General features: G+C 59.0%; 20 protein-coding genes. 19 read left to right on the top strand and 1 reads right to left on the bottom strand.

Features of this window, described 5'->3' with window-relative positions; genetic code table 11:
* The first annotated feature begins 6 nt into the window (after nucleotides 1-6).
* The 19 genes from nadD to NUV55_RS07565 all read left to right on the top strand — a co-directional run bounded on the left by nadD (nucleotide 7) and on the right by NUV55_RS07565 (nucleotide 20887).
* Nucleotides 7-651, top strand: coding sequence for a nicotinate-nucleotide adenylyltransferase (nadD, locus tag NUV55_RS07475; protein WP_296671700.1), 645 nt, complete (start codon nucleotides 7-9; stop codon nucleotides 649-651).
* On the top strand, nucleotides 651-1055 hold the full coding sequence (gene rsfS / locus NUV55_RS07480; RefSeq protein WP_296671702.1) for a ribosome silencing factor: 405 nt from the start codon (nucleotides 651-653) through the stop codon (nucleotides 1053-1055). The genes nadD and rsfS overlap by 1 nt, the downstream gene beginning before the upstream one ends.
* A 48-nt stretch (nucleotides 1056-1103) precedes the next feature.
* On the top strand, nucleotides 1104-1571 hold the full coding sequence (gene rlmH / locus NUV55_RS07485) for a 23S rRNA (pseudouridine(1915)-N(3))-methyltransferase RlmH (protein WP_296671703.1): 468 nt from the start codon (nucleotides 1104-1106) through the stop codon (nucleotides 1569-1571).
* Between the two features lie 64 nt (nucleotides 1572-1635).
* Entirely contained in the window at nucleotides 1636-2256 is a 621-nt protein-coding gene (locus NUV55_RS07490) for a nucleoside triphosphate pyrophosphatase (RefSeq protein WP_296671705.1), read from the top strand.
* Nucleotides 2257-2367: 111 nt separating this feature from the next.
* Entirely contained in the window at nucleotides 2368-3834 is a 1467-nt protein-coding gene (gene rng / locus NUV55_RS07495; protein WP_296671706.1) for a ribonuclease G, read from the top strand.
* Between the two features lie 282 nt (nucleotides 3835-4116).
* A complete protein-coding gene (locus NUV55_RS07500; protein WP_296671707.1) occupies nucleotides 4117-8010 on the top strand; it encodes a YhdP family protein in 3894 nt (1297 codons plus the stop codon).
* 110 nt (nucleotides 8011-8120) lie between these two features.
* The gene (locus tag NUV55_RS07505) at nucleotides 8121-8933 is read left to right on the top strand and encodes a carbon-nitrogen hydrolase family protein (RefSeq protein WP_296671708.1); all 813 of its coding nucleotides are present in this window, start codon (nucleotides 8121-8123) and stop codon (nucleotides 8931-8933) included.
* A complete protein-coding gene (gene tldD / locus NUV55_RS07510; protein WP_296671710.1) occupies nucleotides 8930-10381 on the top strand; it encodes a metalloprotease TldD in 1452 nt (483 codons plus the stop codon). Before NUV55_RS07505 ends, tldD begins: the two co-directional genes overlap by 4 nt.
* Entirely contained in the window at nucleotides 10374-11735 is a 1362-nt protein-coding gene (gene pmbA, locus NUV55_RS07515; RefSeq protein ID WP_296671711.1) for a metalloprotease PmbA, read from the top strand. Before tldD ends, pmbA begins: the two co-directional genes overlap by 8 nt.
* A 45-nt stretch (nucleotides 11736-11780) precedes the next feature.
* The gene (locus NUV55_RS07520; RefSeq protein WP_296671713.1) at nucleotides 11781-12053 is read left to right on the top strand and encodes a HigA family addiction module antitoxin; all 273 of its coding nucleotides are present in this window, start codon (nucleotides 11781-11783) and stop codon (nucleotides 12051-12053) included.
* Between the two features lie 68 nt (nucleotides 12054-12121).
* Nucleotides 12122-12352: a type II toxin-antitoxin system HicA family toxin gene (locus tag NUV55_RS07525; protein ID WP_296671714.1), complete on the top strand. Its 231-nt coding sequence runs from the start codon at nucleotides 12122-12124 to the stop codon at nucleotides 12350-12352.
* Nucleotides 12353-12367: 15 nt separating this feature from the next.
* Nucleotides 12368-12796, top strand: coding sequence for a type II toxin-antitoxin system HicB family antitoxin (locus tag NUV55_RS07530; protein WP_296671715.1), 429 nt, complete (start codon nucleotides 12368-12370; stop codon nucleotides 12794-12796).
* 224 nt (nucleotides 12797-13020) lie between these two features.
* Entirely contained in the window at nucleotides 13021-15378 is a 2358-nt protein-coding gene (hsdR, locus tag NUV55_RS07535; protein WP_296671717.1) for an EcoAI/FtnUII family type I restriction enzme subunit R, read from the top strand.
* 14 nt (nucleotides 15379-15392) lie between these two features.
* Entirely contained in the window at nucleotides 15393-16946 is a 1554-nt protein-coding gene (locus tag NUV55_RS07540; RefSeq protein WP_296671718.1) for a class I SAM-dependent DNA methyltransferase, read from the top strand.
* A 23-nt stretch (nucleotides 16947-16969) separates the two neighbouring features.
* Entirely contained in the window at nucleotides 16970-18100 is a 1131-nt protein-coding gene (locus NUV55_RS07545) for a restriction endonuclease subunit S (protein ID WP_296671720.1), read from the top strand.
* Nucleotides 18101-18239: 139 nt separating this feature from the next.
* On the top strand, nucleotides 18240-18491 hold the full coding sequence (locus NUV55_RS07550) for a type II toxin-antitoxin system Phd/YefM family antitoxin (protein ID WP_296671721.1): 252 nt from the start codon (nucleotides 18240-18242) through the stop codon (nucleotides 18489-18491).
* On the top strand, nucleotides 18488-18898 hold the full coding sequence (locus NUV55_RS07555) for a type II toxin-antitoxin system VapC family toxin (RefSeq protein ID WP_296671723.1): 411 nt from the start codon (nucleotides 18488-18490) through the stop codon (nucleotides 18896-18898). Before NUV55_RS07550 ends, NUV55_RS07555 begins: the two co-directional genes overlap by 4 nt.
* A gap of 109 nt (nucleotides 18899-19007) precedes the next feature.
* Nucleotides 19008-20363, top strand: coding sequence for a magnesium transporter (gene mgtE, locus NUV55_RS07560; RefSeq protein ID WP_296671724.1), 1356 nt, complete (start codon nucleotides 19008-19010; stop codon nucleotides 20361-20363).
* 119 nt (nucleotides 20364-20482) lie between these two features.
* Entirely contained in the window at nucleotides 20483-20887 is a 405-nt protein-coding gene (locus NUV55_RS07565; RefSeq protein WP_296671725.1) for a WYL domain-containing protein, read from the top strand.
* Nucleotides 20888-20924: 37 nt separating this feature from the next.
* Here NUV55_RS07565 and ptsP read toward each other — a convergent pair whose 3' ends face one another.
* On the bottom strand, nucleotides 20925-22652 hold the full coding sequence (ptsP, locus tag NUV55_RS07570; RefSeq protein ID WP_296671727.1) for a phosphoenolpyruvate--protein phosphotransferase: 1728 nt from the start codon (nucleotides 22650-22652) through the stop codon (nucleotides 20925-20927).
* Between the last annotated feature and the right edge of the window lie 125 nt (nucleotides 22653-22777).

The following is a 22777-nucleotide window of genomic DNA, read 5'->3' on the forward strand; positions in this document are numbered from 1 at the left end:
CCCTAAGTGAAGCCTATTGGCATTCTTGGCGGCACTTTCGATCCTGTTCACTATGGCCATATGCGTCCCGCGCAGGAAGTATTGCGCGCGCTCGATTTGGCGGAAGTGCGAATCATCCCCGCCGCCCATCCTCCGCATCGCCGGCCGCCGCTGGCCACGGTGGACCAGCGACTGCGCATGGTGGAGCTAGCGGTGGCCGAATTCCCCGGGTTGCGCGTGGATGACCGTGAGATCCGGCGTGGTGGACCTTCGTACACCGTGCTGACGCTGGAATCTCTGCGTGAGGAATTCAGCGAGCGTCCACTGTGCCTGCTGCTGGGCCTGGACGCCTTCGATGGCATTGGGACCTGGCATCAATGGCAGCGGCTGCCGGAGCTGGCGCATTTTATCGTGATGACACGGCCGGGATGGAATATTCCGGCAGGCGTGACGCTGCCGTCATGGGCGCGTGGCCGTCTTGCGCGTACTGCGGGTGACCTCGCCCAGGCCAGTGCGGGAAGGATTTATTTTCAGACAGTCACACCTCAAGATATTTCCGCGACGCATATCCGCGAATCCATTGCGCGTGGCGAAGCAGTGGATGGGCTGTTGCCGCCCGCCGTGCTCGATTACCTTCGCGCCAACCGAATCTATCTTAATCGAGAAAACTGATGCCGAAAGCCGCTACCGCAACCAAGACCCAACGCTGGATTCAGAATGCTCTCGAAGATGCCAAGACACGTGATATCGCGGTACTCGATGTGCGCAAGGTTTGCGATTTCACCGACTACATGGTGATAGCTACCGGTACCTCGAGTCGGCACGTGCAATCCTCTGCCGACAAGGTTGTGGACGCGCTGCGAGAGCATGGTGTTCGTACCGTGGGCGTCGAGGGTGGCAAAATCGGCGATTGGGTGCTGATTGATTTTGGCGATGTCGTGGCGCATGTGATGCGCGAGGAAACGCGCGATTTCTACAACCTCGAGAAGCTCTGGTCCGACGCTAGGCGCATTGAAGCAGTTGAAAACAGGAAAACCGCCAAGACGCCAAGAAAAGCAAAAGCTGTGAAAAAATGAATTTCCGACTTTTTGGCGTCTGGGCGCCTTGGCGGTTCAAAACTCAATATGCAAATTCATATCATCGCCATCGGTAACCGCATGCCCGAGTGGGTTGAAACCGGATATCAGGAGTACGCCAAACGCCTGCCGCGTGAGTGTCGTCTCGTGTTGCATGAAATCCCCGCCGGACGGCGCGCCAAGGGCGCCGACCTGCGACGTGTTGTCGAGCAGGAAGGCGTGCGCCAGTTGGACGCGATTCCCGCCGGCGCGCGCGTGATAGCGCTCGACCGGGCGGGAAAACAGCTCGACTCCGAAGTCTTGGCCGGGGAACTCAAAAGGCAACTAGCTAGCGGCGAGCATCTGGCCTTGCTGGTTGGCGGACCGGAAGGGTTGGCGCCGGCGTGTCTCGATTGCGCGAAAGAACGCTGGGCATTGTCTAAACTTACCTTGGCGCACCCCGTGGTGCGCGTGGTACTGGCCGAGCAGCTTTATCGCGCCTGGAGTATCGTTCAGAATCTGCCATATCATCGATAACAACAGTAACAAGTTTCAAGTAGCAAGGAGCAAGTAAAAGCGGAAACCAGGAAGGTATAATCATTTGATCTTGTTACTTGGAACTTGCCACTTGCTACTCGATTTCAAGATCTATCTAGCCTCTGCCTCTCCTCGCCGGCAGGAATTGCTGCGCCAACTCGGTGTTGAGTTCGATCCCATGCCATCCAATATTCTCGAGGTCCGCGAGGCGGGAGAATCACCCGCGCAATACGTAACGCGCGTGGCGGGCGACAAGGCGCGCTGGGTGTCGCAATTGGTCAAGGAGCGTGGGCTGCCGGCCCATCCGGTGCTGGGTGCGGACACGGAGGTGGTGCTCGACGGTGAAATTCTGGGAAAGCCGGAGAATGCGGCGCATGGCATGGATTTGCTGCGGCGCCTGTCTGGCCGCACGCACGAGGTTTTGTCCGCCGTCTGCATTTGGAATCACGAGAATGAATATACAGCGCTGAGTACCAGCCGCGTCACGTTTCGCCCGCTGACGCCAGCGGAAATCGAGCAATACTGGAAAACCGGCGAACCCGTGGGCAAGGCCGGGGCTTATGCGATTCAAGGGCGCGCCGCGGCATTTGTCGTGAAACTGGAGGGAAGTTACTCCGGCGTGATGGGACTGCCGCTGTTTGAGCTGGACGGTATTCTGCGGAGCATAGAGTCAGAAACAAAGTGAATATGATTTTGAACCGCCAAGGCGCCAAGGCCGCCAAGAAAGGCGGTTTTCAAGTTCACAAAACTTGATGTTCTTGGCGTCTTGGCGGTTAATCTTTTTATTTAGGAAGGCATGAGCGAAGAAATTTTAATTAACGTCACTCCGCAGGAGACCCGCGTCGCGGTTGTCGAAAACGGCGTGCTGCAGGAGGTCTACATCGAGCGCGCACTCAGCCGGGGGATTGTCGGAAACATATATAAGGGTAAGGTAGTCCGGATACTCCCGGGCATGCAGGCGGCGTTCGTCGACATCGGACACGAGCGTACGGCGTTTCTGCATGCCTCGGACATCCGCCTGGTTTCCAGCGCCGAGAATGGCGCCAGCTCGCCGCCGCCCATTCATGAATTATTGCGGGACGGACAGGAAGTGGTGGTGCAGGTGCTCAAGGACCCCATGGGCACCAAAGGCGCGCGCCTGACCATGCAGATAACGCTGCCGGCACGCTATCTGGTATACCTTCCCTACAGCAAGCACATCGGCATTTCGCAGAAGATTGGTGACGAGGTGACGCGCGAACGCCTGCGGGCATTGGTTAAATCCGCGATGCCGGATGGTATGGAGGAGGGTGGCTACATTCTGCGCACGCTGGCGGAAGCAGCGGCAGAAGAGGAAATCGAAACCGACATCCGTTATCTGCGCCGGGTGTGGGCCGCCTGCCAGGAACGCATCCGCAGCGCGCCTGTACTCAGCCTGATCCACGAGGACCTGTCGCTGGCGCTGCGCGCCATGCGTGATCTGGTGCGTGGCAACGTCGAGAAGATCCGCATTGACTCGCGCGAGGTTTTCATCAAGGCGCGCGATTTCGGTATCGAGTTCATCCCCGAGGTTGCCGAACGCATCGAACATTATCCAGGTGAGCGACCGATTTTCGATCTGTATTCCGTCGAGGATGAAATCCAGAAGGCCCTCGACCGCAAGGTCATGCTCAAGTCCGGCGGTTATCTGATCCTGGACCAGACCGAGGCCATGACCACCATCGATGTGAACACGGGCGCCTACGTCGGTCGTCGCAATCTGGAAGAGACGCTTTTCAAGACCAACCTCGAAGCGGCGCAAACCATTGCACGCCAACTGCGGCTGCGCAACCTGGGCGGCATGATTATCATCGACTTTATCGACATGGCGGAGGCCGAACACAAGCGCCAGGTGATGCGCGCACTCGAGCGGGCCCTTGGCCGCGATCGCACCAAGGTCTACATTACGGAGATGTCACCGCTCGGGCTGGTGGAGCTCACGCGCAAGCGCACGCGCGAGAGTCTCGAACATGTCCTGTGCCAGCCCTGTTCCGTGTGCGAGGGGCGCGGCATGGTGAAGACGCCGCAGACCGTCTGTTATGAAATCTTCCGCGAAATCCTGCGCGAAGCGCGCCAATACGGTGCCGATGGTTATCTGGTGATGGCGTCCGAACCGGTGATTGATCTGTTGTTCGACGAGGAAGCCGGCAGCTTGGCAAAGCTGCAGGAGTTTATCGGCAAGCCCATCCAGCTCAAGGTGGAACCGCTCTACACGCAGGAACAATATGATGTGGTGTTGATGTAGCCGCCGGATCCCGAGGCGCAGCTCTTTCGGAGACGGCGGCAGTAGCGCTCATGGACACATCGTTCATTGCAGTCATCTGTGCTAATTGCCGAAAGAGCGTTTGCTTCGGGCACTGGGCGCTAGCCAGCCGGCGTTTGCCGGCGTGCATGAACTTCCCCGGAAATACTGTCTCAAAGGATTTATTCCTCAAGTTCCCGTTTATTCTTTTCTGCTTTGGGTCCGGATGCGGCAGAATAGTGACATGAACCCTTCAGGCAAGCCGGCGCCAGAGCGGTCGTTGACATGAAGAAGCGACTGCGCCAATACGCCTTTCATATCGGCCGCGTGACGTTGCACGTCAGCCGCTGGACCCTGTACATCTCGACGGCAATGTTGGTGCTGTTGACGATTGTTTTCCTCATCGCGCGTTTTCTGCTGCCGATGATCACAGAGCAGAAACTCAATCTCGAGCTGGATCTGAGTGAACGCTCCGGGCATCAGGTGCGGATTGAGTCATTGCACGCCTATTGGGACGGGTTTCACCCCGGCGCGCGCCTGCAAGGCTTGCAGGTTTATGCGACTGACGGCGTCAAGCCCACTATTCGTCTGAGCGAGATGCGCCTCAGTCTTGCCCTGTTGCCCCTGCTCTGGGGAAATTTCGAAATCAACAGCCTGGTAGTTGTGAATCCAAGTCTGGCGCTGGAGCGTCTGTCCGACGGGCGCTTCCGCATTTCCGGATTCGATCCGTTGCAGGACACGGGACATGGTGCGGACGAGAAGTTTGTTGGTTGGTTGTTTCAGCAGGGGCGTCTCGAAATCGAAAACGGCGAATTGCAATGGTTCGATCACCGCGAGACCGGCCCAGCCGTGCGTCTGGGGCGCGTTAATCTCAGTCTGCGTAACAACGGCGACCGTCACCGCCTTGAATTCAGCGCTGATTTCCCGGACGGTATGTGCGATGGATGTTCGGTCGCAATCGACATCACGGGAAATCCGCTGGCATCGTCCGAGTGGGATGGCGATATCTATTTGCGCGCGGGCCATATCAATATCAGCGCCCTGCCTTTGATCGCGCGCGAGAAACTTCCGGGTAATTTTCGCGGACGATTCGCTTTGCAACTGCAGTCCGATTGGGAGAAAGGTCGCCCCGTGTCGGTCAAGGGTTACACGAAGGTTTCCGGACTCCGACTGCCGATACAAGGATGGGGCTTGCCGATCGAGATACGCGAGGCCAGTGGCGATCTGGCCTGGCGCGCCAAACGCACGGGCTGGCGACTCGACGTGGCCAATCCCCAGCTGGGACTGAACGGCCCGCCGTGGGCAGGCGGGCATTTGCGCGTCGTGTATCGGCCGGATGAGAGCGAGATCCAGATCAAGCATGTGAAACTGGATGACGTCACTGGCTTTGTTGTGCGTTTGAAAAAAGAAATTTCCGAAAGTGCCGGAAATTTCCCCGGAAAATCGGGTGAACTGCTTGACGCCTGGCCGGCGGCCAAACCGGAGGGTAGTGTCGATAATTTCAGCCTGCGACTGGTCGGCGACTGGATGTCGCCTGAGAATTATTCCCTGGAAGCAGATATCAGGGATGGCACGGGACTTTCCTCTCAGCAATATCCCGGTGTTCAGGGCCTGAGCGGACATTTATCCCTGTCGCGTGACACCGGAAACTTTCGAATCGATTCCATTGGCATGAAGTTGTCCCTCCCCTGGCTGTTCCGCCAACCACTGGCGGCCGAGCGCGTCAGCGGTGACCTGAGCTGGGAAAAATACGCCGATTATTGGCTGGTCCAGGGGAACAGTCTGCGAGTGGCCGGCGCGGACGCAAGTGGGACAGGCAAGCTCAGCCTGCAACTGCCGCACGATCATGCCGCATCGCCTGTTCTGAAGCTGCGCGTCGATTTTCATGACGGCAAAGGCGCGCATGCCGCCCGTTATTATCCAGCCTCGCATCTGGCGCCCGGCACCCTTGCCTGGATGGAGCGTGCCTTTGTCGCCGGTGAAATCACCCAAGGCTATCTGATCTACGACGGTCCGATTCGCGAATTTCCATTCCCCCACCGTACGGGCAAATTCGAGTTGCGCGGCCATGTACGACAGGGTGTTTACCGTTATCTGCCCGGCTGGGAACCGGTCAGGCTGGCGGAGGTGGACGTTGCGATCGACGGTTCCGAGGTGACGGTGGTTGGCAGCGGAAAAATCGGCAAGCTCGATGCCATGCAGGTGGTAGTGACGTCGCGTGATTCCGGTGCGGGACATCATGTCGTGCACGTCGGCGGCAAAGTAAGCGGAGCGCTCGGCGAAACTTTGAATGTTCTGCGCGAGATAAAGCCCGAGTCCGGCAGCGCGCGCTGGCTGTCTTATTTGCCCTCTGGTTTGCAAGGATCGGGCGCAGGCATACTCAGCCTGGATTTGACGATTCCGCTGCACGAAGCACATGCCAGCCATATCCAGGGCGAGTATCGGTTCATGAAAAACTCGTTGCGATTTTCTGGCTCGCCGGTGGCCGTGGAGGACATCGAGGGTCATGTGCGGTTCACGGAAACGGGAATGCGCGAGGGTAATGTACGTGCGCGTTTTCTCGGCGGCGAAACCGTGGTGGCCGCCGCTCAGCGCGAAGGCCAGCTGGTTGTTCATGGCCAGGGCGCCATTACGGCGCAAGGATTAGCGCCCGTTATGGGGTCTAAAATCGCCGCGCGTATCAGTGGCAGTGCCAGTTGGACTGGTTCCTGGCAAGGAAAGAAGGAGGCCGGGGATCTGCATGCTGAGGCCGATCTGCGCGGCCTCAAAGTGACGCTGCCGGCGCCGCTGGACAGGCCCGACGGTCTGGCAGACGAGAAGCTGGTGGTCCGGACCGAGTCCGCGCACCGCGACAACATTTTGCTGGGTCTGAGTGTCGGCACCCGCATGGGCGGCAAGCTGGCCTTTACGCGCCAGGACGGTGCCTGGAAATTTTCCGGTGGGCGTGTCGGCTTCGGAGAAGCGCAGGTGACTCCACCCAAAAATCGCGAGCTGCACATCAGCGCCGATCTGGGAGCCGTGGATTACGATCAATGGTGGCCGTTGCTGGGCGGAGGCGGTGGTGTGACCGAGGCGCTCACGCATGTGAGCGCCAATGTGCAGACGCTAACCATGTTCGATCGAGACTTTGGCCATCTCTCTCTTGATGTCTTTCGTAATAAGGATAACTGGAGCGGTACGGTCAGCGGCAGCTCCGTGGCCGGAAAGATGAAGTATTCCGCTACAGCCGCCGCGTCCGCGTTTGAAATGGACCTTGACCGGCTGGCCATACCGGACAAGCACCATCAAAGCCGTGACGTGCCCGTGGATCCGCGTCGTCTGCCCACCGTGGTATTGCGCAGCAAATCGTTTGAACTGCGCGACAGGTCGTTGGGAGAACTCGACTTCATGGCCATTCCGGTTGACAACGGCTGGCGCATTCGGCGGTTCAATCTGATTCGTCCCGAGATGAAGCTGAATGTCAGCGGCAACTGGCAGTTCGCCAGCAATGCGCATGCCAGCGATTTCGACATTGATTTTGAAAGCGCCAATCTGGGAGAAACCGTGACGGCGTTCGGCGCCCCCGACCAGGTGGCGGGAGGCGAGGTGGCTATCAAGGCGCACCTGGCGTGGCCGGGTTCGCCGACCACGCCCAAGCTGGCCGAGCTGAACGGTGAATTCAACGTCTCGGCAAAAAAAGGCCGCTTTGTGAAGGTCAGGGCGGGCGCTGGACGCCTGTTTGGCCTGCTCGATTTGAGCGCCATCGGCCGTTACCTGACGCTCGATTTCACGCCGGTGTTCGGCAAGGGCTTCATTTACGACCAGATCGAGGGCAAGGTCAGCATCGAGCAGGGCAATGCCTATACCCGGGGTTTTTCCATACGCGGACCGGCCACGCAGATCGATGTTGGTGGGCGCATCGGATTGGCGGCGGAGGATTTCGATCTGGCAATCGAAATACAGCCGAAACTCAGCAACACGGTCACGCTCGCGACATGGGGCGTTCTGGGGCCGCAGGTGGCGGCGGCGGTGCTGGCGGTGCAAAAGATTTTCAAGAAACAGATCGCGGCGGGAACCCGCATTACGTATGTGGTCAAGGGGCCGTGGGACAATCCGGTGATCAACAAGCAGATCAAGGGCAAGGTTGCCGATACCTCGAAAGAAACGGGCGGGGCAGATGATGAGGCCGCGCGTCAGTGATATTCTAGCGGCATGCAGCGGATTCGATCCTGTTCACAGAAGTTATCGCTTTCCCCGATGCCCATCGCGCCAGTCCTTCTCCTTCCTCGCGAGAACGCGTCAGGTACGCCATGACGCCGATGGCGGCGGTGCAAATGGTATCCGGGCCGCGGGTACCGGACAATCTTGACGAGGCCGGGCGATTGATCGCCGCCGCAAGCGCGGCCGGCGCAAGACTCGTGGTGCTGCCGGAAAATTTCGCGCTCATGCCGCTGAATGACGCCGATCGTCTGGCCGCGGCGGAGCCGGATGGAAAAGGGCCGATGCAGGATTTTCTGGCGGCGCAGGCGCGCCAGCATCATGTGTGGCTGGTGGGTGGTACCATCCCCCTGAGCACGAAAACAGCTCACAAGGTGCGCGCCGCTTGTCTCGTGTTTGACGATCAGGGAAAACGCGTGGCGCGCTATGACAAGATTCATCTATTCGATGTACAACTGGACAATGGCGAAAAGTATAAGGAATCAAACAATTTTGAACCCGGAGAAAATATTGTCGTGGTCGAGACCCCGTACGGAAAGCTTGGGCTCGCCGTGTGTTATGACCTGCGCTTTCCGGAGCTTTTTCGGCGCCTGCTCGAAAAGGGCGCGGAAATTTTCGCCGTGCCGGCGGCCTTTACCGCGCATACCGGCAAGGCCCACTGGGAAGTACTGCTGCGCGCACGCGCCATTGAAAATCTCGTCTACGTCATTGCCGCGGCGCAGGACGGCCGTCACGCCAACGGGCGTGAAACCTATGGTGACAGCATGGTCGTGAGTCCCTGGGGTGAAGTCCTGGCGCGTCTCCCGCACGGTGCGGGCAGCATCATGGCCGATTGCGACCGCACACGGCTGCAAGACGTGCGCAAGAATTTGCCGAGCATCCGGCACCGGAAGCTTAGTATATGAGCGCGAACAGGCTGACACTGGCGCGCCAGTCGCTGCTGGAACCCGCTGGTTTGGGCGAGACGGAGCTGACACGCCTCATGGGCCAGCTGATGTCGGGCAGCGTGGATTATGCCGATCTTTATTTCCAGTACAGCCGGCACGAATCCTGGTCGCTCGAAGAAGGCAAGGTTAAATCCGGCAGTCACAGCATCGAACAGGGTGTGGGCGTGCGCGCTGTCGCCGGAGAAAAAACCGGTTTCGCCTATTCTGATGAAATAATTTTGCCCGCGCTGCTGTCGGCGGCCGGCGCCGCACGTGCCATCGTGCAGCAGGGCGCGCCGTCGCGCGCGCCGGCGGCTTTCCGCGGCGAGCTGGGGCGCCAGCTTTACCGGCAGGATGATCCGCTTGCGAGCTTGCCCGACGACGCCAAGGTGAAATTGCTCGAACGTGTGGAAAAAGAAGCGCGTGCGCAGGACCCGCGCGTGAAACAGGTCATGGCAAGTCTGGCCTCGACACATGAAGTGGTGTTGGTGGTGCGTTCGGATGGCGTAATGGCCGGTGACGTGCGCCCGCTGGTGCGGCTCAACGTCACCGTGATCGTGGAGCAGGACGGTCACCGCGAATCGGGCAGTCATGGTGGTGGTGGCCGCTTTGCCTACGATTATTTCAATCAGGAAGACCGCGCGCTGGGTTACGCGCGCGAGGCGGTGCGCCAGGCGCTGGTGAATCTCGAGGCCGTGGACGCGCCCGCTGGCACCATGACGGTGGTGCTCGGACCCGGCTGGCCGGGCATCCTGCTGCACGAGGCCATCGGCCACGGGCTCGAAGGCGATTTCAATCGCAAGGGCACTTCCGCCTTTGCCGGGCGCATCGGACAGCGTGTGGCCTCCGAACAATGCACGGTGGTGGACGACGGCACTATTCCCGACCGGCGCGGCTCGCTCAACGTGGACGATGAAGGCACGACGACGCAGAACACCGTGCTTATCGAGAACGGCATTCTCAAGGGCTACATGCAGGACACGATGAACGCGCGCCTCATGGGCGTCGCGCCTACCGGCAATGGCCGGCGCGAGTCCTACGCGCACCTGCCGATGCCGCGCATGACCAACACATATATGTTGAATGGCAAATTCGATCCGCAGGAAATCATCGGCTCGGTCAGCAAAGGCCTGTACGCCGTCAGCTTCGGCGGCGGGCAGGTGGATATCACCTCGGGCAAGTTCGTGTTCTCCGCTTCCGAGGCTTATCTCATCGAAAACGGAAAGATCACGCGGCCGGTCAAGGGTGCGACCCTGATCGGTAACGGCCCGGACGTGCTCACGCGCGTGTCCATGGTCGGCAACGACATGCAGCTCGACCCCGGTGTCGGCACCTGCGGCAAGGAAGGCCAGAGTGTGCCGGTGGGCGTGGGTCAGCCGACGCTCAAGATCGACAGCCTCACCGTGGGAGGCACGCAGCATGAGTAGCGCCATCGTTGCCAGCTCCGCCGTGGCGGACAAAGAATCGCGTAAGCGCCTCGCTGCTGTTGTCGAACAGGTTCTCGCCGAAGCGAAAAAATCCGGCGCCACCGCGGCCGAGGCCGGTGTGAATATCAGCCAGGGTCTGTCAGTGACAGTGCGCCTCGGCGAAGTCGAAACCGTGGAGCACACGCGCGACAAAGGCATGGGCGTAACTGTTTATTTCGGACAGCGCACCGGTTCGGCCAGCACCACCGATTTCAGCGAAAAGGCCTTGCGCGAAACCGTGCGCGCCGCCAGTACTATTGCGAAATTCACCGCCGAGGATGACTGCGCCGGCCTCGCCGACCCGGAACGGCTGGCGAAAAATATTCCTGATCTCGATCTGTATCATCCCTGGAATCCGGGCACGGACCGGGCCATCGAACTTGCGCGCGCCGCTGAAGCCGCCGCGCGTGCCATAGACAAGCGCATCGCCAATTCCGAGGGCGGCAGTCTTTCCTCGCACGAAGGACTGGAAGTGTATGGCAACAGCAACGGGTTTCTCGGCACGGTTGCGGCCACGCGCCACAACCTGTCGGTAAGTGTGATCGCGCAGGACGAGGTCGGCATGCAGCGCGATTACTGGTACACCGTGGCGCGCAACGCAAAAAATCTGGAATCGCCGGAGTCGGTTGGTCAGATGGCGGCGCGCCGCAGCCTGCACCGGCTCGGCAGCCGCAAGCTCTCCACGCGCCAGTGCCCGGTGCTGTACGAAGCGCCGCTCGCCACCAGTCTGGTGTCGCATTTCATTGGTGCTGTGCGCGGCACCAGCCTTTACCGCCAGGCCTCGTTCCTGCTGGATGCACTCGGCAAGCCGGTGTTCTCCGATTTCGTGCGCATTCACGAGCAGCCACATCTGAAAGGCGCGCAGGGCAGTGCAGCGTTCGACAGTGAAGGTGTGGCAACAAAACCACGCGATCTGATTCGCGATGGAGTTCTGCAGGGCTACGTGCTCGATTCCTATTCCGCGCGCAAGCTCAAGTTGCCGACCACCGGCAATGCCGGCGGTGTGCATAATTTAACTATTGATCCGGGAAAAGAAGATCTGGCCGCGCTCATGAAGCGCATGAATACTGGCCTGCTGGTGACCGAACTTATCGGTTTCGGGGTCAACACCATCACCGGCGACTATTCCCGCGGCGCCGCCGGCTTCTGGGTCGAGAACGGCGAGATTCAGTATCCGGTGGAGGAAATCACCATCGCCGGCAACCTCAAGGACATGTTCCGCCGTATCGTCGCCGTCGGCAGCGACGTCGATACCCGCGGCAATATCCGCAGCGGTTCGATCCTTATTGAAAACATGACGGTGGCGGGGAGTTGATGTTGGGCGTGAATTACGTCGATTATTACTGAGCGAGGTGTCGATATGGCTATGCGTAGTCCTGCTCATCCTGGCGAGGTGCTGCGCGAGTATCTGCCAGAGGACATGACGGTGACGGAAGCGGCGCGCCGGCTGGGCGTTACCCGGCAGGCATTCTCGGCACTGCTAAACGGCCGCGCCGGGGTGAGCGCAGAAATGGCGCTGCGCCTGGCTCAGGCGCTCGGCACCAGCGCAGAAATGTGGCTCTCGATGCAGACTGCCTATGACTTATGGGAGGCGAAACGCAGGCCACCCAAGGTCAGTCGTATCGCTGCATAGAAGGCAAGCTGAAATTATTACCTGAAAAGTCGCATTAGCCCTCCCAGCTCTTTGACAATCGGACATATTTGTCCGATACTCTTTCCATGCGAGGCAATGAGTTTATCCGCCGGGTGCAAAAATATGCCAAGGCGCGAGGGATCCACTGTGAATGGCACTCAGAGATGGGCAAAGGTAGCCACGGTGTATTGATTCTCGGTGACCGGCGCACCGTGGTCCGTAATCCCAAGGATGAACTCAAAACGGGAACCATGTATGCGATGTTGAAACAGCTAGGCTTGTCGAGAACCGAGATTTAACGGAGGTAATTAATTATGCGCGAATTTCTTTATCCCGCCCGGTTTACCCCGGACAAAAAGGACGGAGGTTATGTCGTAACCTTTCGTGATATCCCCGAGGCTATCACCCAAGGCGAGACGACCGACGAGTGTCTGGAGGAAGCAGCGGGAGCGCTCCAGGCGGCACTCGAAGGCCGGATTATGAGTGACCTTGATATCCCGAAGGCCTCAAAGTTGAAGCGGGGAGAGCATTCCATCGCCGTCCCGGTGCAAACGGCTCTCAAGGCGGCGCTTTACCTGGAAATGCGTAAAACCGGTATCACCCGGGTCGAGCTTGCGCGCCGCCTGCGCATCGACGAGAAAGAAGCTCGCCGCATGCTGGATCCGCATCACCCCACGAAAGCCGACCGGTTGGAAAAAGCACTTGCCGTGTTGGGCAGGCATGCTGAGCTGCGCGTAGCCTGAGATTCTAGAACCTATCTCAAAATCCCTCGCCCCTCCAGGGAGAGAGCGGGGTGAGGGCGTTCACATTTCGCTCTAGGGTGTTTCAAATCTAAACAAAGCCGTCATCCCGGCATGGTGTAGGCCGGGATCGAGGTGTTAGGATTCCAGTCTTAAAGAAAAGGGATCAGAGGAGGGGCTTGGTCCCGCAGCGAGAACAAAAAGCTAAGGGAGCGATCGACAAGTAGATGCCTACCGAAGCCGATACCTGCCGCAAGTTTGTTGTCCCTAAGCTCCAGTCAGCGGGTTGGGATAACGAGCCGCATTCCATCGCGGAGCAACGCACCATCACTGATGGGCGCATTGTGCCGGTGGGGAAAGGCTTCGTGCGTAAACCACCTAAACGAGTGGATTTCCTTCTACGTTTTACGCGAGATTTCCCGCTCGCAGTCGTAGAAGCCAAAGCGAACTATAAGAAAGCTGCCGACGGTATGCAGCAAGCCAAGGAATATGCCGAAATGCTTGGCCTCAAATTCGCTTACGCCACCAACGGTCACGAAGTTCTCGAATTTGATTACTTCACGGGTCGTGAATCCCGTATCTCAGACTACCCGACGCCCCAAGAACTTTGGCAGCGCTACCGTGCGGCTAGCAAGATCAAGGACAACCAAACTGCAGAGCGTCTACTCGCTCCCTACAACCACGATGTCGGCAAGGGCGAGCGCTATTACCAACAGATAGCCATCAACAGAACGGTTGAGGCGGTACTGAAGGGCCAGCAACGTATATTGCTTACCATGGCCACGGGAACCGGCAAGACCGCCGTGGCCTTTCAAATCTGCTGGAAACTCTGGAACGCCCGCTGGAACCGCACAGGCGAACATCGCCGTCCGCGCATTCTCTATCTTGCCGACCGTAATATTCTCATTGATCAGCCAAAGGACGGTATCTTTGCTGCCTTCGGTGACGCGCGGTACAAGATCGAATCCGGCGAGGTCGTGAAGAGTCGTGAAATGTATTTCGCGATCTATCAGGCTCTTGCCGAAGACGAACGCCGGGTCGGCCTATTCAAGTCATACTCTACTGAATTCTTCGATCTGGTCATCGTAGACGAGTGTCACCGTGGTAGTGCTCGCGATGACAGCGCCTGGCGCAGTATTTTGGAATACTTCAAACCAGCGTATCAGCTCGGCATGACGGCCACGCCTCTGCGTAACGAAAGCCGCGATACATATCTCTATTTCGGTAACCCGATCTATGAGTACAGCTTGCGTCAAGGCATTGATGACGGTTTCCTAGCACCGTACCGGGTACACCGTGTTATCACAGAATGGGATGCCGCCGGTTGGCGACCTAGCAAGGATGAACTCGACCGCTATGGGCGATCTATCCCGGACGATGAGTATCAAACGAAGGATTTTGAACGTGTGGTGGCCCTGCGTGCCCGCACTCTGGCCATCGCCAAACACCTAACGGAGTTTCTTAAGAAAAACGACCGCTTCGCCAAGACAATCATTTTCTGTGTGGATCAGGAGCATGCCAGCGAGATGCGACAAGCCCTATCCAACCTGAACAGCGATCTGGTCACCCAATACCCGGACTATGCCTGTCGCGTTACAGCAGACGAGGGCGACATCGGGCGCGGCCACCTCGGGCGCTTTCAGGACGTGGATACCCGGACACCCACAATCCTGACTACTTCGCAGCTTCTTACCACGGGTGTGGATGCGCCGACGTGCAAAAACGTGGTGCTTGCCCGTGTCATAGGCTCCATGAGTGAGTTCAAGCAGATCATCGGTCGCGGTACCCGCGTGCGCGACGACTACGACAAGCTCTGGTTCAATATCATCGACTACACGGGTTCGGCCACGCGCATGTTTGCCGATCCGGATTTTGATGGTGATCCTGTGAAGCTCACAGAGGAAGAACTGCTCAAAACCGGTGAAACTCGCATTATTACCGAGGAGGAGCCGCGCAAGGATGTCGCAGAGCTGGAAGTGCCGTATATCATCGAGCCTCCGGAAGAAGATCGCAGGAAGTACTACTTCGACGGCGGTTCGGTTGAAATCGCCGCCCATCTCGTCCACGAGCTGGACCCTGATGGCAAGCAACTCCGCGTGGTGCGCTATACCGACTACGCCGCCGAAAAGGTCCGTACCCTATGCCCAACCGCGCGTGAGCTTCACAAGAAATGGGCTGATCCCACTCAGCGTTTCGAGATCATCCAAGCTCTCGAAGAAAGGGGCGTGAGCTTTGCCGAGTTGGCGGAGCAGGCCAAGATGCCCGAGGCAGACCCATTCGACCTGCTGTGCCATCTCGCCTTTAACGCCCCGCTGCGTACACGTCGCGAGCGTGCGCAGCGACTGAAAAGCGAGCGCAAGGGCTTCTTCGAGCAACATGGCCCCGAGGCCCGCCAGATTTTGGAAGAGCTTTTGGAAAAATACGCGGAGCATGGCAACGCCCAATTCGTCCTGCCGGACGTGTTACATGTCCCGCCCATCTCAACGCATGGCACGGTGCGCGAAATCAGTGCGGCTTTCGGTGGCACCGAGAAACTCCGGCAAGCCGTGCACGATTTGCAAAACCTGCTGTACGCCGCATCTTGAAGATAAGGTAAACAATGCCCCGAACCAAGAAAGCACCCAAGGCGGCTCAACCGCAAACTACCACCCAATCCCTTGGGAGCCTCATCAAGTCCGCGCGCGATATCATGCGCAAAGACAAGGGACTCAACGGTGACCTCGACCGCCTGCCAATGCTCACCTGGATCATGTTCCTCAAGTTCCTCGACGATCTGGAACTTCAGGGCAAGGAAGAGGCCAAACTTGCCGGCAAGAAGTTCCGCCCGGCCATTGAACCTCCGTACCGTTGGCGCGATTGGGGCGCACGGGCCGATGGTATAACGGGCGACGAATTACTCGCGTTCATTAACTCGGAAAAATGCGTTCGGCCGGACGGCACGCGTGGTCCGGGCCTGTTTGCCTACCTGCGCAAGCTCACCAGCTCCAATGGCGACGACCGCCGCGACGTGATTGCCACCGTTTTCAAGGGAGTGGATAACCGCATGAAGAGCGGTTACCTCCTGCGCGATGTCATCAACAAGGTGCACGGCATTCACTTCACGTCCAGTGATGAGCTGCACACCTTAGGCAGTCTCTACGAATCCATGCTGCGGGAGATGCGTGATGCGGCGGGAGATTCCGGCGAGTTCTACACACCGCGCCCGGTGGTGCGTTTCATGGTCAAGGCCGTCAATCCTTGTCTCGGCGAGACCGTGCTCGACCCAGCCTGCGGCACTGGTGGCTTCCTCGTCGAGGCATTCAATCACCTGAGCCAGCAGGTAAAGACCGTCGCCGATCGCAGGGTGCTTCAGGAGAAATCCCTTTTCGGCTACGAACCCAAGCCGTTGCCATATCTGCTTGCGCAGATGAACCTTCTACTGCACGGGCTGGATGCCCCTCAGATAGACCCCGGCAACGCACTGCGCTTCAAGCTCACCGAAATCGGCGAGAAGGATCGCGTGGACGTGATCCTGACCAATCCGCCCTTTGGCGGCGAGGAGGAGAAGGGTATCCAGGGCAACTTCCCCGAGGATCGGCAGATCGCCGAAACCGCGCTGCTTTTCCTTCAGCTCATCATGCGCCGCCTGCGTCGTACGTCGAGTAAGGGCGGTTTCGCTAGAGCAGCAGTGGTTGTGCCCAACGGTATACTCTTCGGCGACGGTGTCTGCGCCCGCATCAAGGAGGAGTTGCTCAAGGAGTACAATCTTCACTTTATTGTCCGCCTGCCCAACGGCGTGTTCGCGCCGTACACGAGCATTCCGACGAATATCATGTTCTTCGACCGCTCCGGGCCGACGAAGGAGGTTTGGTATTACGAGCACCCGTTGCCGGAAGGGCGCAAGAACTACACCAAGACCCAGCCGATCCAGTTCGAGGAATTCAAGTCATGCCTCGAATGGTGGAGCAAACGGGAAGAAAACGACCGCGCCTGGAAGGTGAGCGCTGATGAACTGCTCGCCAACAACTGCAACCTCGACCGCAAGAACCCGCGCGGCAAGGCGGACTTCGAGCACCTGCCACCGGAACAGCTTGCCGATGACATCCTTAAGAAGGAGCAGCGGATCGTGGAGATCGTGGCAGAAATTAAAAGCGTGTTGACACAGAAACCATGAGTGCGAGTTGGCCGAGGGTACGGTTGGTCGAAGTATTGACGCCGATCAGCCGGGAAGAGGTAGTTGATCCCGTACGCGAATATCGGCTGCTCGGCGTTCGGTTGGACGGCCAAGGACCGTTCCTGCGTGAAATGGTGCTCGGTTCGGAAACGGCGGCTAACAAATTGTTTTGTGTCGCAGCAGGCGACTTTATTTACAGCAGGCTTTTTGCTTGGCGAGGCGCATTCGGTATTATCGAGGAGGAGTTGGATGGCTGTTACGTCTCCGGCGAGTTCCCGACATTCGCGCCGATCGCCAACAAGATCGACATCCGCTTCCTACGCTATTGGTTCCGATTATCCGGGACCTTGGATCGCGTGAGTGAGGATTGTAGCGGGAGCACGCCGCTCACGCGGAACCGTTTCAAAGAGAAATTTTTTCTTTCCCTCGAAATACCCCTGCCGCCGTTGGCCGAGCAGCGGCGCATCGTGGCGCGCATCGAAGAACTGGCCGCCAAAATCGCCGAAGCCCGCTCTCTCCGCCAGCAGACAACTGCGGAAGTTGAGGCTTTTGTCATAAGTGTTCATGCCAAACTCGCGGCTAAACGTACGAAGAAGTTAGGAGAAGTGCTCAAACTCGATGAAGATGCAGCGGCGATTTTGCCAACGGGTTCCTATCCACAGGTCGGCATGCGAAGTTTTGGCGGCGGTCTTTTTCCGAAGGGCGCAGTCGCTGGAATGGAAACGACCTACAGGGCCTTCAACCGGCTTTACGAAGGCGCTCTCGTCCTCAGCCAAGTGAAGGGATGGGAAGGCGCTGTAGCCGTCTGCCCGACGGAGTTAGCAGGGTGGTTCGTGTCCCCCGAATACCGCACCTTTCGCTGTATACCAAGCGAAACTCGGCCTGGTTACTTGGGGCCACTGGTGCGGACAGAATGGTTCTGGGGCAAGCTGGCACACGCTACTAGAGGAGTCGGTGCCCGCCGAGAACGTACGCGACCGGAACAGTTTCTTGAGATCGAACTGCCTATGCCTGACGTAGAGCATCAGAAGAGAGGTGAGATGCTATTTGCGCAAGTGGACGCACTGAAACGCCTGCAGGTTGAGACCGTCGCCGAACTCGACGCCATGTTGCCCGCCATCCTCGACCGCGCTTTCAAGGGAGAACTGAGGTAGCCCAGTTTCCCGGACAATTTAGTTAAGCAACACCCAGCCCCGGTTTTTTGTGTGCGGGTTCGGTTTGCCATCCGACCGGTTCATGCCTATAATCTGGCTAGTCTAGCTATATTTTCCAAGTCGGGATTGGGAGGCATGCATGAAAAAGCGCTGGCAGTTGCAGGAAGCCAAGAACCAATTGAGCCGCGTGGTAACAGAAGCCCGTGAGCATGGGCCGCAAACCATCACAGTGCACGGACACCCCGCGGCCGTGGTGATTTCGATTGAGGAATTCCGCCGCCTGGCGGCGGAAAAAAAACCACTCTCTCAATTCTTTCGCGATCTTGCACCGAAAGGGGCTGGTCTCAGAGTCAAACGTTCGCGTGACACGGGACGCAGGACCGAGTTGTGAGCTTCCTGCTCGATACCGTGGTTGTTTCGGAGCTGATGAAGAAAAACCAGAACCCGAACGTCATACGCTGGATCGATGCCCAGGAACCACCTTTACTCTTCGTAAGCGTGGTTACCGTCGGTGAGATTGAACAAGGGATCGGACGTCTGCCGCACGGGGAACGGCGGCGTGCCTTCGAGCAGATGGCGCGCGAGGCGTTGCCAGCACGTTTCGCCGAGCGCATTCTGCCAGTGAGCATTGAAGTGGCATCTTCGTGGGGTGCATTCTCCGGCCGCCATAAGCAGACGCTACCCGTGATAGATGGCCTCATCGCTGCCACGGCCCGTGTGCATGGCTTGACAGTGGTCACACGCAACGTAACGGATTTCCGGCGTTTTGACGTGCCGGTATTTGATCCCTGGAAATAAACAATATTCAGCAACGGATCAATCAACTTCTGCTTCACGTTGCGTAAATCCCCTTTGCGCCAGCGCGCGAGTCCTCTACACTCTGGCCGCGAAAAATAGATAACTCCCCATGGCCAAGGCGCGCAAACCCAAGAAACCGGATCATCTGAAGCCTGTCCTGGCCGCGCTTGAGGCCAGCGATAGCGCGCAGGTAAATGGGATTCTGGCCGAGCTTCATCCCGCGGATATCGCCCGTATCCTCGAAGGCCTCCCCCCGGAGCTGCGCGCCGCCGTCTGGGCGCAGGTGGACATCCTGCACATGGGCGAGGTGCTGCTGGAACTGCCGGAGGCGGTGCGCACCGATCTCGTCAAGCTGATGGACGACAAGGCGCTGGTGGCGGCAGCCCACGCGCTGGATATCGATGATATCGCCGACCTCATCCCCGACTTGTCGGACGAGGTCATCGCGGAGATCCTGTTCGACCTCGACAAGCAGGACCGCCATCGCCTCGACGCCGTGCTGTCCTATCCCGAGGACACCGCCGGCGGCCTGATGAACGTGGACGCCATCACGGTGCGCGAGAACATCACGGTTGAGGTGGTGTTGCGTTACCTGCGTCGGCGCGATGAGCTGCCGGAACATACCAACCGCCTGTTCGTGGTGAATCGCAGCGACCGCCTGATCGGCGACCTGAAGCTGACCAAACTCCTGACGGCTGACCCGAAAGCCCGCGTATCGCAGGTCATGGAGCGCGATCTCGTCAAGTTCACCGCGCTCACGCCGGACAAGGAAGTGGCGGCCGCGTTCGAGAATTACAACCTGATCTCGGCCCCGGTGGTGGATGAGAACAGCCGCTTGCTCGGTCGCATCACGGTGGATGACGTGGTCGACGTTATCCGCGAGCAGGCCGACCGCCAGGTGCTGGCGCCCGCCGGTTTGAGCGAGGATCAGGACATCTTCGCGCCGGTGGCGCGCTCAAGCCGGCGCCGCGGCATCTGGCTCGGCGTCAATCTCATCACCGCCTTTATCGCGTCATGGGTTATTGGCCTGTTCGAGCAGGTGATCCAGCAAGTGGTGGCGCTGGCAGTGCTGATGCCTATCGTCGCCAGCATGGGCGGCAATGCCGGGACCCAGACGCTGACGCTGGTAGTGCGCGGCCTCGCGGTGGGCACGATCTCGGAGAGCAACGCGCGGCGGCTGCTTATGCGTGAACTCATGATCGGCGCCGTCAACGGGTTGATCTGGGCATTGGTGGTGGCGGTGGTGGCGATCTGGTGGTATGCCAACCTCGTGATCGGCGCGATCATTGCGGCGGCCATGATCATTAACCTCGCCTTTGCCGCGCTTTCTGGAGTGGCCATCCCCTTTCTGGTGCGCCGCTTTGGCGTCGACCCGGCGCTGGCCAGCGGTGTGATTCTCACCACCGTTACCGATGTCGTGGGCTTTTTTGCCTTCCTCGGCCTCGCGACCCTGTTCCTTCTCTGAAATCCCGCCCCGGCCTTGGGGAATCCGGCCGTATGCTCCGTGAAATCAGCCATTTATCCGGGAGTATTTGCGATGCCGGCCGCCTGTGCCATATTTTATATAGAGACAGGAACCGGAAAATGCTCCCCAACACCATTCAACTCATCAGCCAGGCGATTAAGGAAAAGCGTTGCATCGCCGTGCGCTATCACGATCAGCGCCAGATCCGCGTGGTGGAACCGCACGCGGTTTACACGGATGAGCGCGGCGAACTGGTCATGGACGGTTACCAAACTCGCGGCCATTCCGCCTCCGGCCGTCCGCCGCCGTTCTGGCGGCCGTTCCGCATGAACAAGATCACTGCCGTGTCGGTGTTGAAGGAAACATTCCAGCCGCGTATTTCGGAAGGGTTCAGCGCCAACCGCCTGAAGTACCGCAGTGGTCTGGTGGCGATCGTGCAGGACAGCAAGCCGGCCTTCGCCTACGTGTATCCGGCACAGACCTCGGAAATCGGCCCGCACCTGCCCGAAGGCGTGCGCCGCTAACCGGACTTAAGGAATTACCGTCTCACGACAAGCCGGCTCAATGCCGGCTTTGTTTTTCCACCCGCGCGTGTATCTCGCGTGTGTCGCGCACCTTCAGCAACTCTTTGGCGAAGCGCGTGAGTTGGCCGACGTTGGCGCCGCGCACGATCTTTTTGATTTCCAGCATCGTGGCCGGGTGCATGCTGAACTCGGTCAGCCCGAGCCCCAACAGCAAGCGCGTGTAGCGCGGGTCGCCCGCCATTTCGCCGCACATCGCCACCGGAATACGCGCATTTTTGCCGGCCTGAATGGTGATAGAAATCAGGCGCAGTATCGACGGGTGCAGCGGGTCGTAGAGATAGTTCACGGCGTCGTCCACGCGGTCGATGGCGAGCGTGTATTGAATCAGGTCGTTGGTGCCGATGGAAAAGAAATCGAGGTGGGGCGCGAACAGGTCCGCCGAGATCGCCGCCGCCGGTACCTCGATCATGCCCCCGACCGGAATCCTGGCGTTGTATTTGATGCGTTCACGCTTGAGATCGCTCTTGGTCTCCTTGATCAGATCGAGAACCTGAAAAAGTTCCTCCTGACCGGATAGCATGGGAATCATCATGCGCACCTTGCCGAAGGCCGAGGCGCGCAGAATGGCGCGCAATTGTGGGCGAAAAAGCGACGTGTCGTGCAGGCACAGCCGCACCGCGCGCAGGCCGAGCGCCGGGTTGACCGTGATGGTGGCGCCGGCACGCCCGCCGTCAACCTGCTTGTCGGCGCCGAGATCGAGCGTGCGGATCGTCACCGGCTTGCCCGGTAGCGATTTGATGACCTTCATGTAGGAGCGAAACTGCTCCTCCTCGTCCGGTGGGGCGGGACGGTTCATGAACAGAAATTCGGTGCGGTACAGCCCGATGCCATCGGCGCCGGCCTGTGCCGCGGCGCGTACGTCCGCGGGTAATTCGATGTTGGCCAACAGGGAAATACGGCGGCGGTCGTGAGTGATGGCGCGGCTGGTTTTCAGGCGATTGAGTTCGCGTTTCTTGCGGGTGATGTCCTTCTGGCGCCGGCGGTATTCGTCAACGATGGAGCGGTCGGGCGCGATGATGAGCATGCCGCGCTTGCCGTCGACAATCACCAGTTCGCCGGGGCTGACGTAGCGTGTGGCGCTGTGCGCCGCCACGATCGCGGGGATGCCGAGGCTGCGCGCCAGGATCGCGGTGTGCGAAATCGGCCCACCGAGGCTGGTGACGAAGGCGCGCACGCGGTTGTGCTTGAGCATTACCGTGTCGGCCGGCGTCAGGTCATCGGCGATGATGATCTCGCCCTCCGCCATTTTCTCGTGTTCGTCGTAGTTCTGCTGCAGCAGATTGCGCTGGATGCGGTTGACGACCTGGTTGACGTCGGTCTTTTTATTACGCAGGTAGTGGTCGTCCATCTGCTCGAAAATGGCGCTCAGGATTTCGCTCTGCGTTTTGAGCGCCCATTCGGCATTGCACTGCTTCTGACGGATCATGTCGGCCGGCGCCATGGAAATCATCTTGTCGTCGAGCATCAGCAGGTGCGCGTCCAGAAAGCTTGTGGCCTCCGGCGGCGCATTGGCGGGGATGTGCTCGCGAATGGTTATTAATTGCCGGCGCGAGGCCGCTACCGCCCGCTGGAAGCGCGCGACCTCCTCTTCGAGATACTCTCGAGGGATGACGTATTCAGGGATTTCCGGCAGCTCGTGCTGCAGGACGAAGGCCTTGCCGATGGCAACGCCGTCGCTGACGCCGGTTCCGTGTAGAGCCAACATATTTTATGGGACTCCTGAAATATGAGTTTTCACCGCAGAGGGCGCAGAGATCGCAGAGATTTTCCGGTTAATAGTCATGAATTTTTCTCAGCGTGCTCCGCGTTCTCTGCGGTAGATAATCATAC

The organism is Sulfuricaulis sp., from assembly GCF_024653915.1.
GTDB lineage: Bacteria > Pseudomonadota > Gammaproteobacteria > Acidiferrobacterales > Sulfurifustaceae > Sulfuricaulis.

Excerpts from the sequence above, each read along its gene's own strand:
- rsfS (WP_296671702.1), top strand. The coding sequence starts at position 651 with ATGCCGAAAGCCGCTACCGCAACCAAGACCCAACGCTGGATTCAGAAT.
- rlmH (WP_296671703.1), top strand. The coding sequence starts at position 1,104 with ATGCAAATTCATATCATCGCCATCGGTAACCGCATGCCCGAGTGGGTT.
- rng (WP_296671706.1), top strand. The coding sequence starts at position 2,368 with ATGAGCGAAGAAATTTTAATTAACGTCACTCCGCAGGAGACCCGCGTC.
- NUV55_RS07500 (WP_296671707.1), top strand. The coding sequence starts at position 4,117 with ATGAAGAAGCGACTGCGCCAATACGCCTTTCATATCGGCCGCGTGACG.
- NUV55_RS07505 (WP_296671708.1), top strand. The coding sequence starts at position 8,121 with ATGACGCCGATGGCGGCGGTGCAAATGGTATCCGGGCCGCGGGTACCG.
- tldD (WP_296671710.1), top strand. The coding sequence starts at position 8,930 with ATGAGCGCGAACAGGCTGACACTGGCGCGCCAGTCGCTGCTGGAACCC.
- pmbA (WP_296671711.1), top strand. The coding sequence starts at position 10,374 with ATGAGTAGCGCCATCGTTGCCAGCTCCGCCGTGGCGGACAAAGAATCG.
- NUV55_RS07520 (WP_296671713.1), top strand. The coding sequence starts at position 11,781 with ATGGCTATGCGTAGTCCTGCTCATCCTGGCGAGGTGCTGCGCGAGTAT.
- NUV55_RS07530 (WP_296671715.1), top strand. The coding sequence starts at position 12,368 with ATGCGCGAATTTCTTTATCCCGCCCGGTTTACCCCGGACAAAAAGGAC.
- hsdR (WP_296671717.1), top strand. The coding sequence starts at position 13,021 with ATGCCTACCGAAGCCGATACCTGCCGCAAGTTTGTTGTCCCTAAGCTC.
- NUV55_RS07540 (WP_296671718.1), top strand. The coding sequence starts at position 15,393 with ATGCCCCGAACCAAGAAAGCACCCAAGGCGGCTCAACCGCAAACTACC.
- NUV55_RS07550 (WP_296671721.1), top strand. The coding sequence starts at position 18,240 with ATGAAAAAGCGCTGGCAGTTGCAGGAAGCCAAGAACCAATTGAGCCGC.
- mgtE (WP_296671724.1), top strand. The coding sequence starts at position 19,008 with ATGGCCAAGGCGCGCAAACCCAAGAAACCGGATCATCTGAAGCCTGTC.
- NUV55_RS07565 (WP_296671725.1), top strand. The coding sequence starts at position 20,483 with ATGCTCCCCAACACCATTCAACTCATCAGCCAGGCGATTAAGGAAAAG.
- ptsP (WP_296671727.1), bottom strand. The coding sequence starts at position 22,652 with ATGTTGGCTCTACACGGAACCGGCGTCAGCGACGGCGTTGCCATCGGC.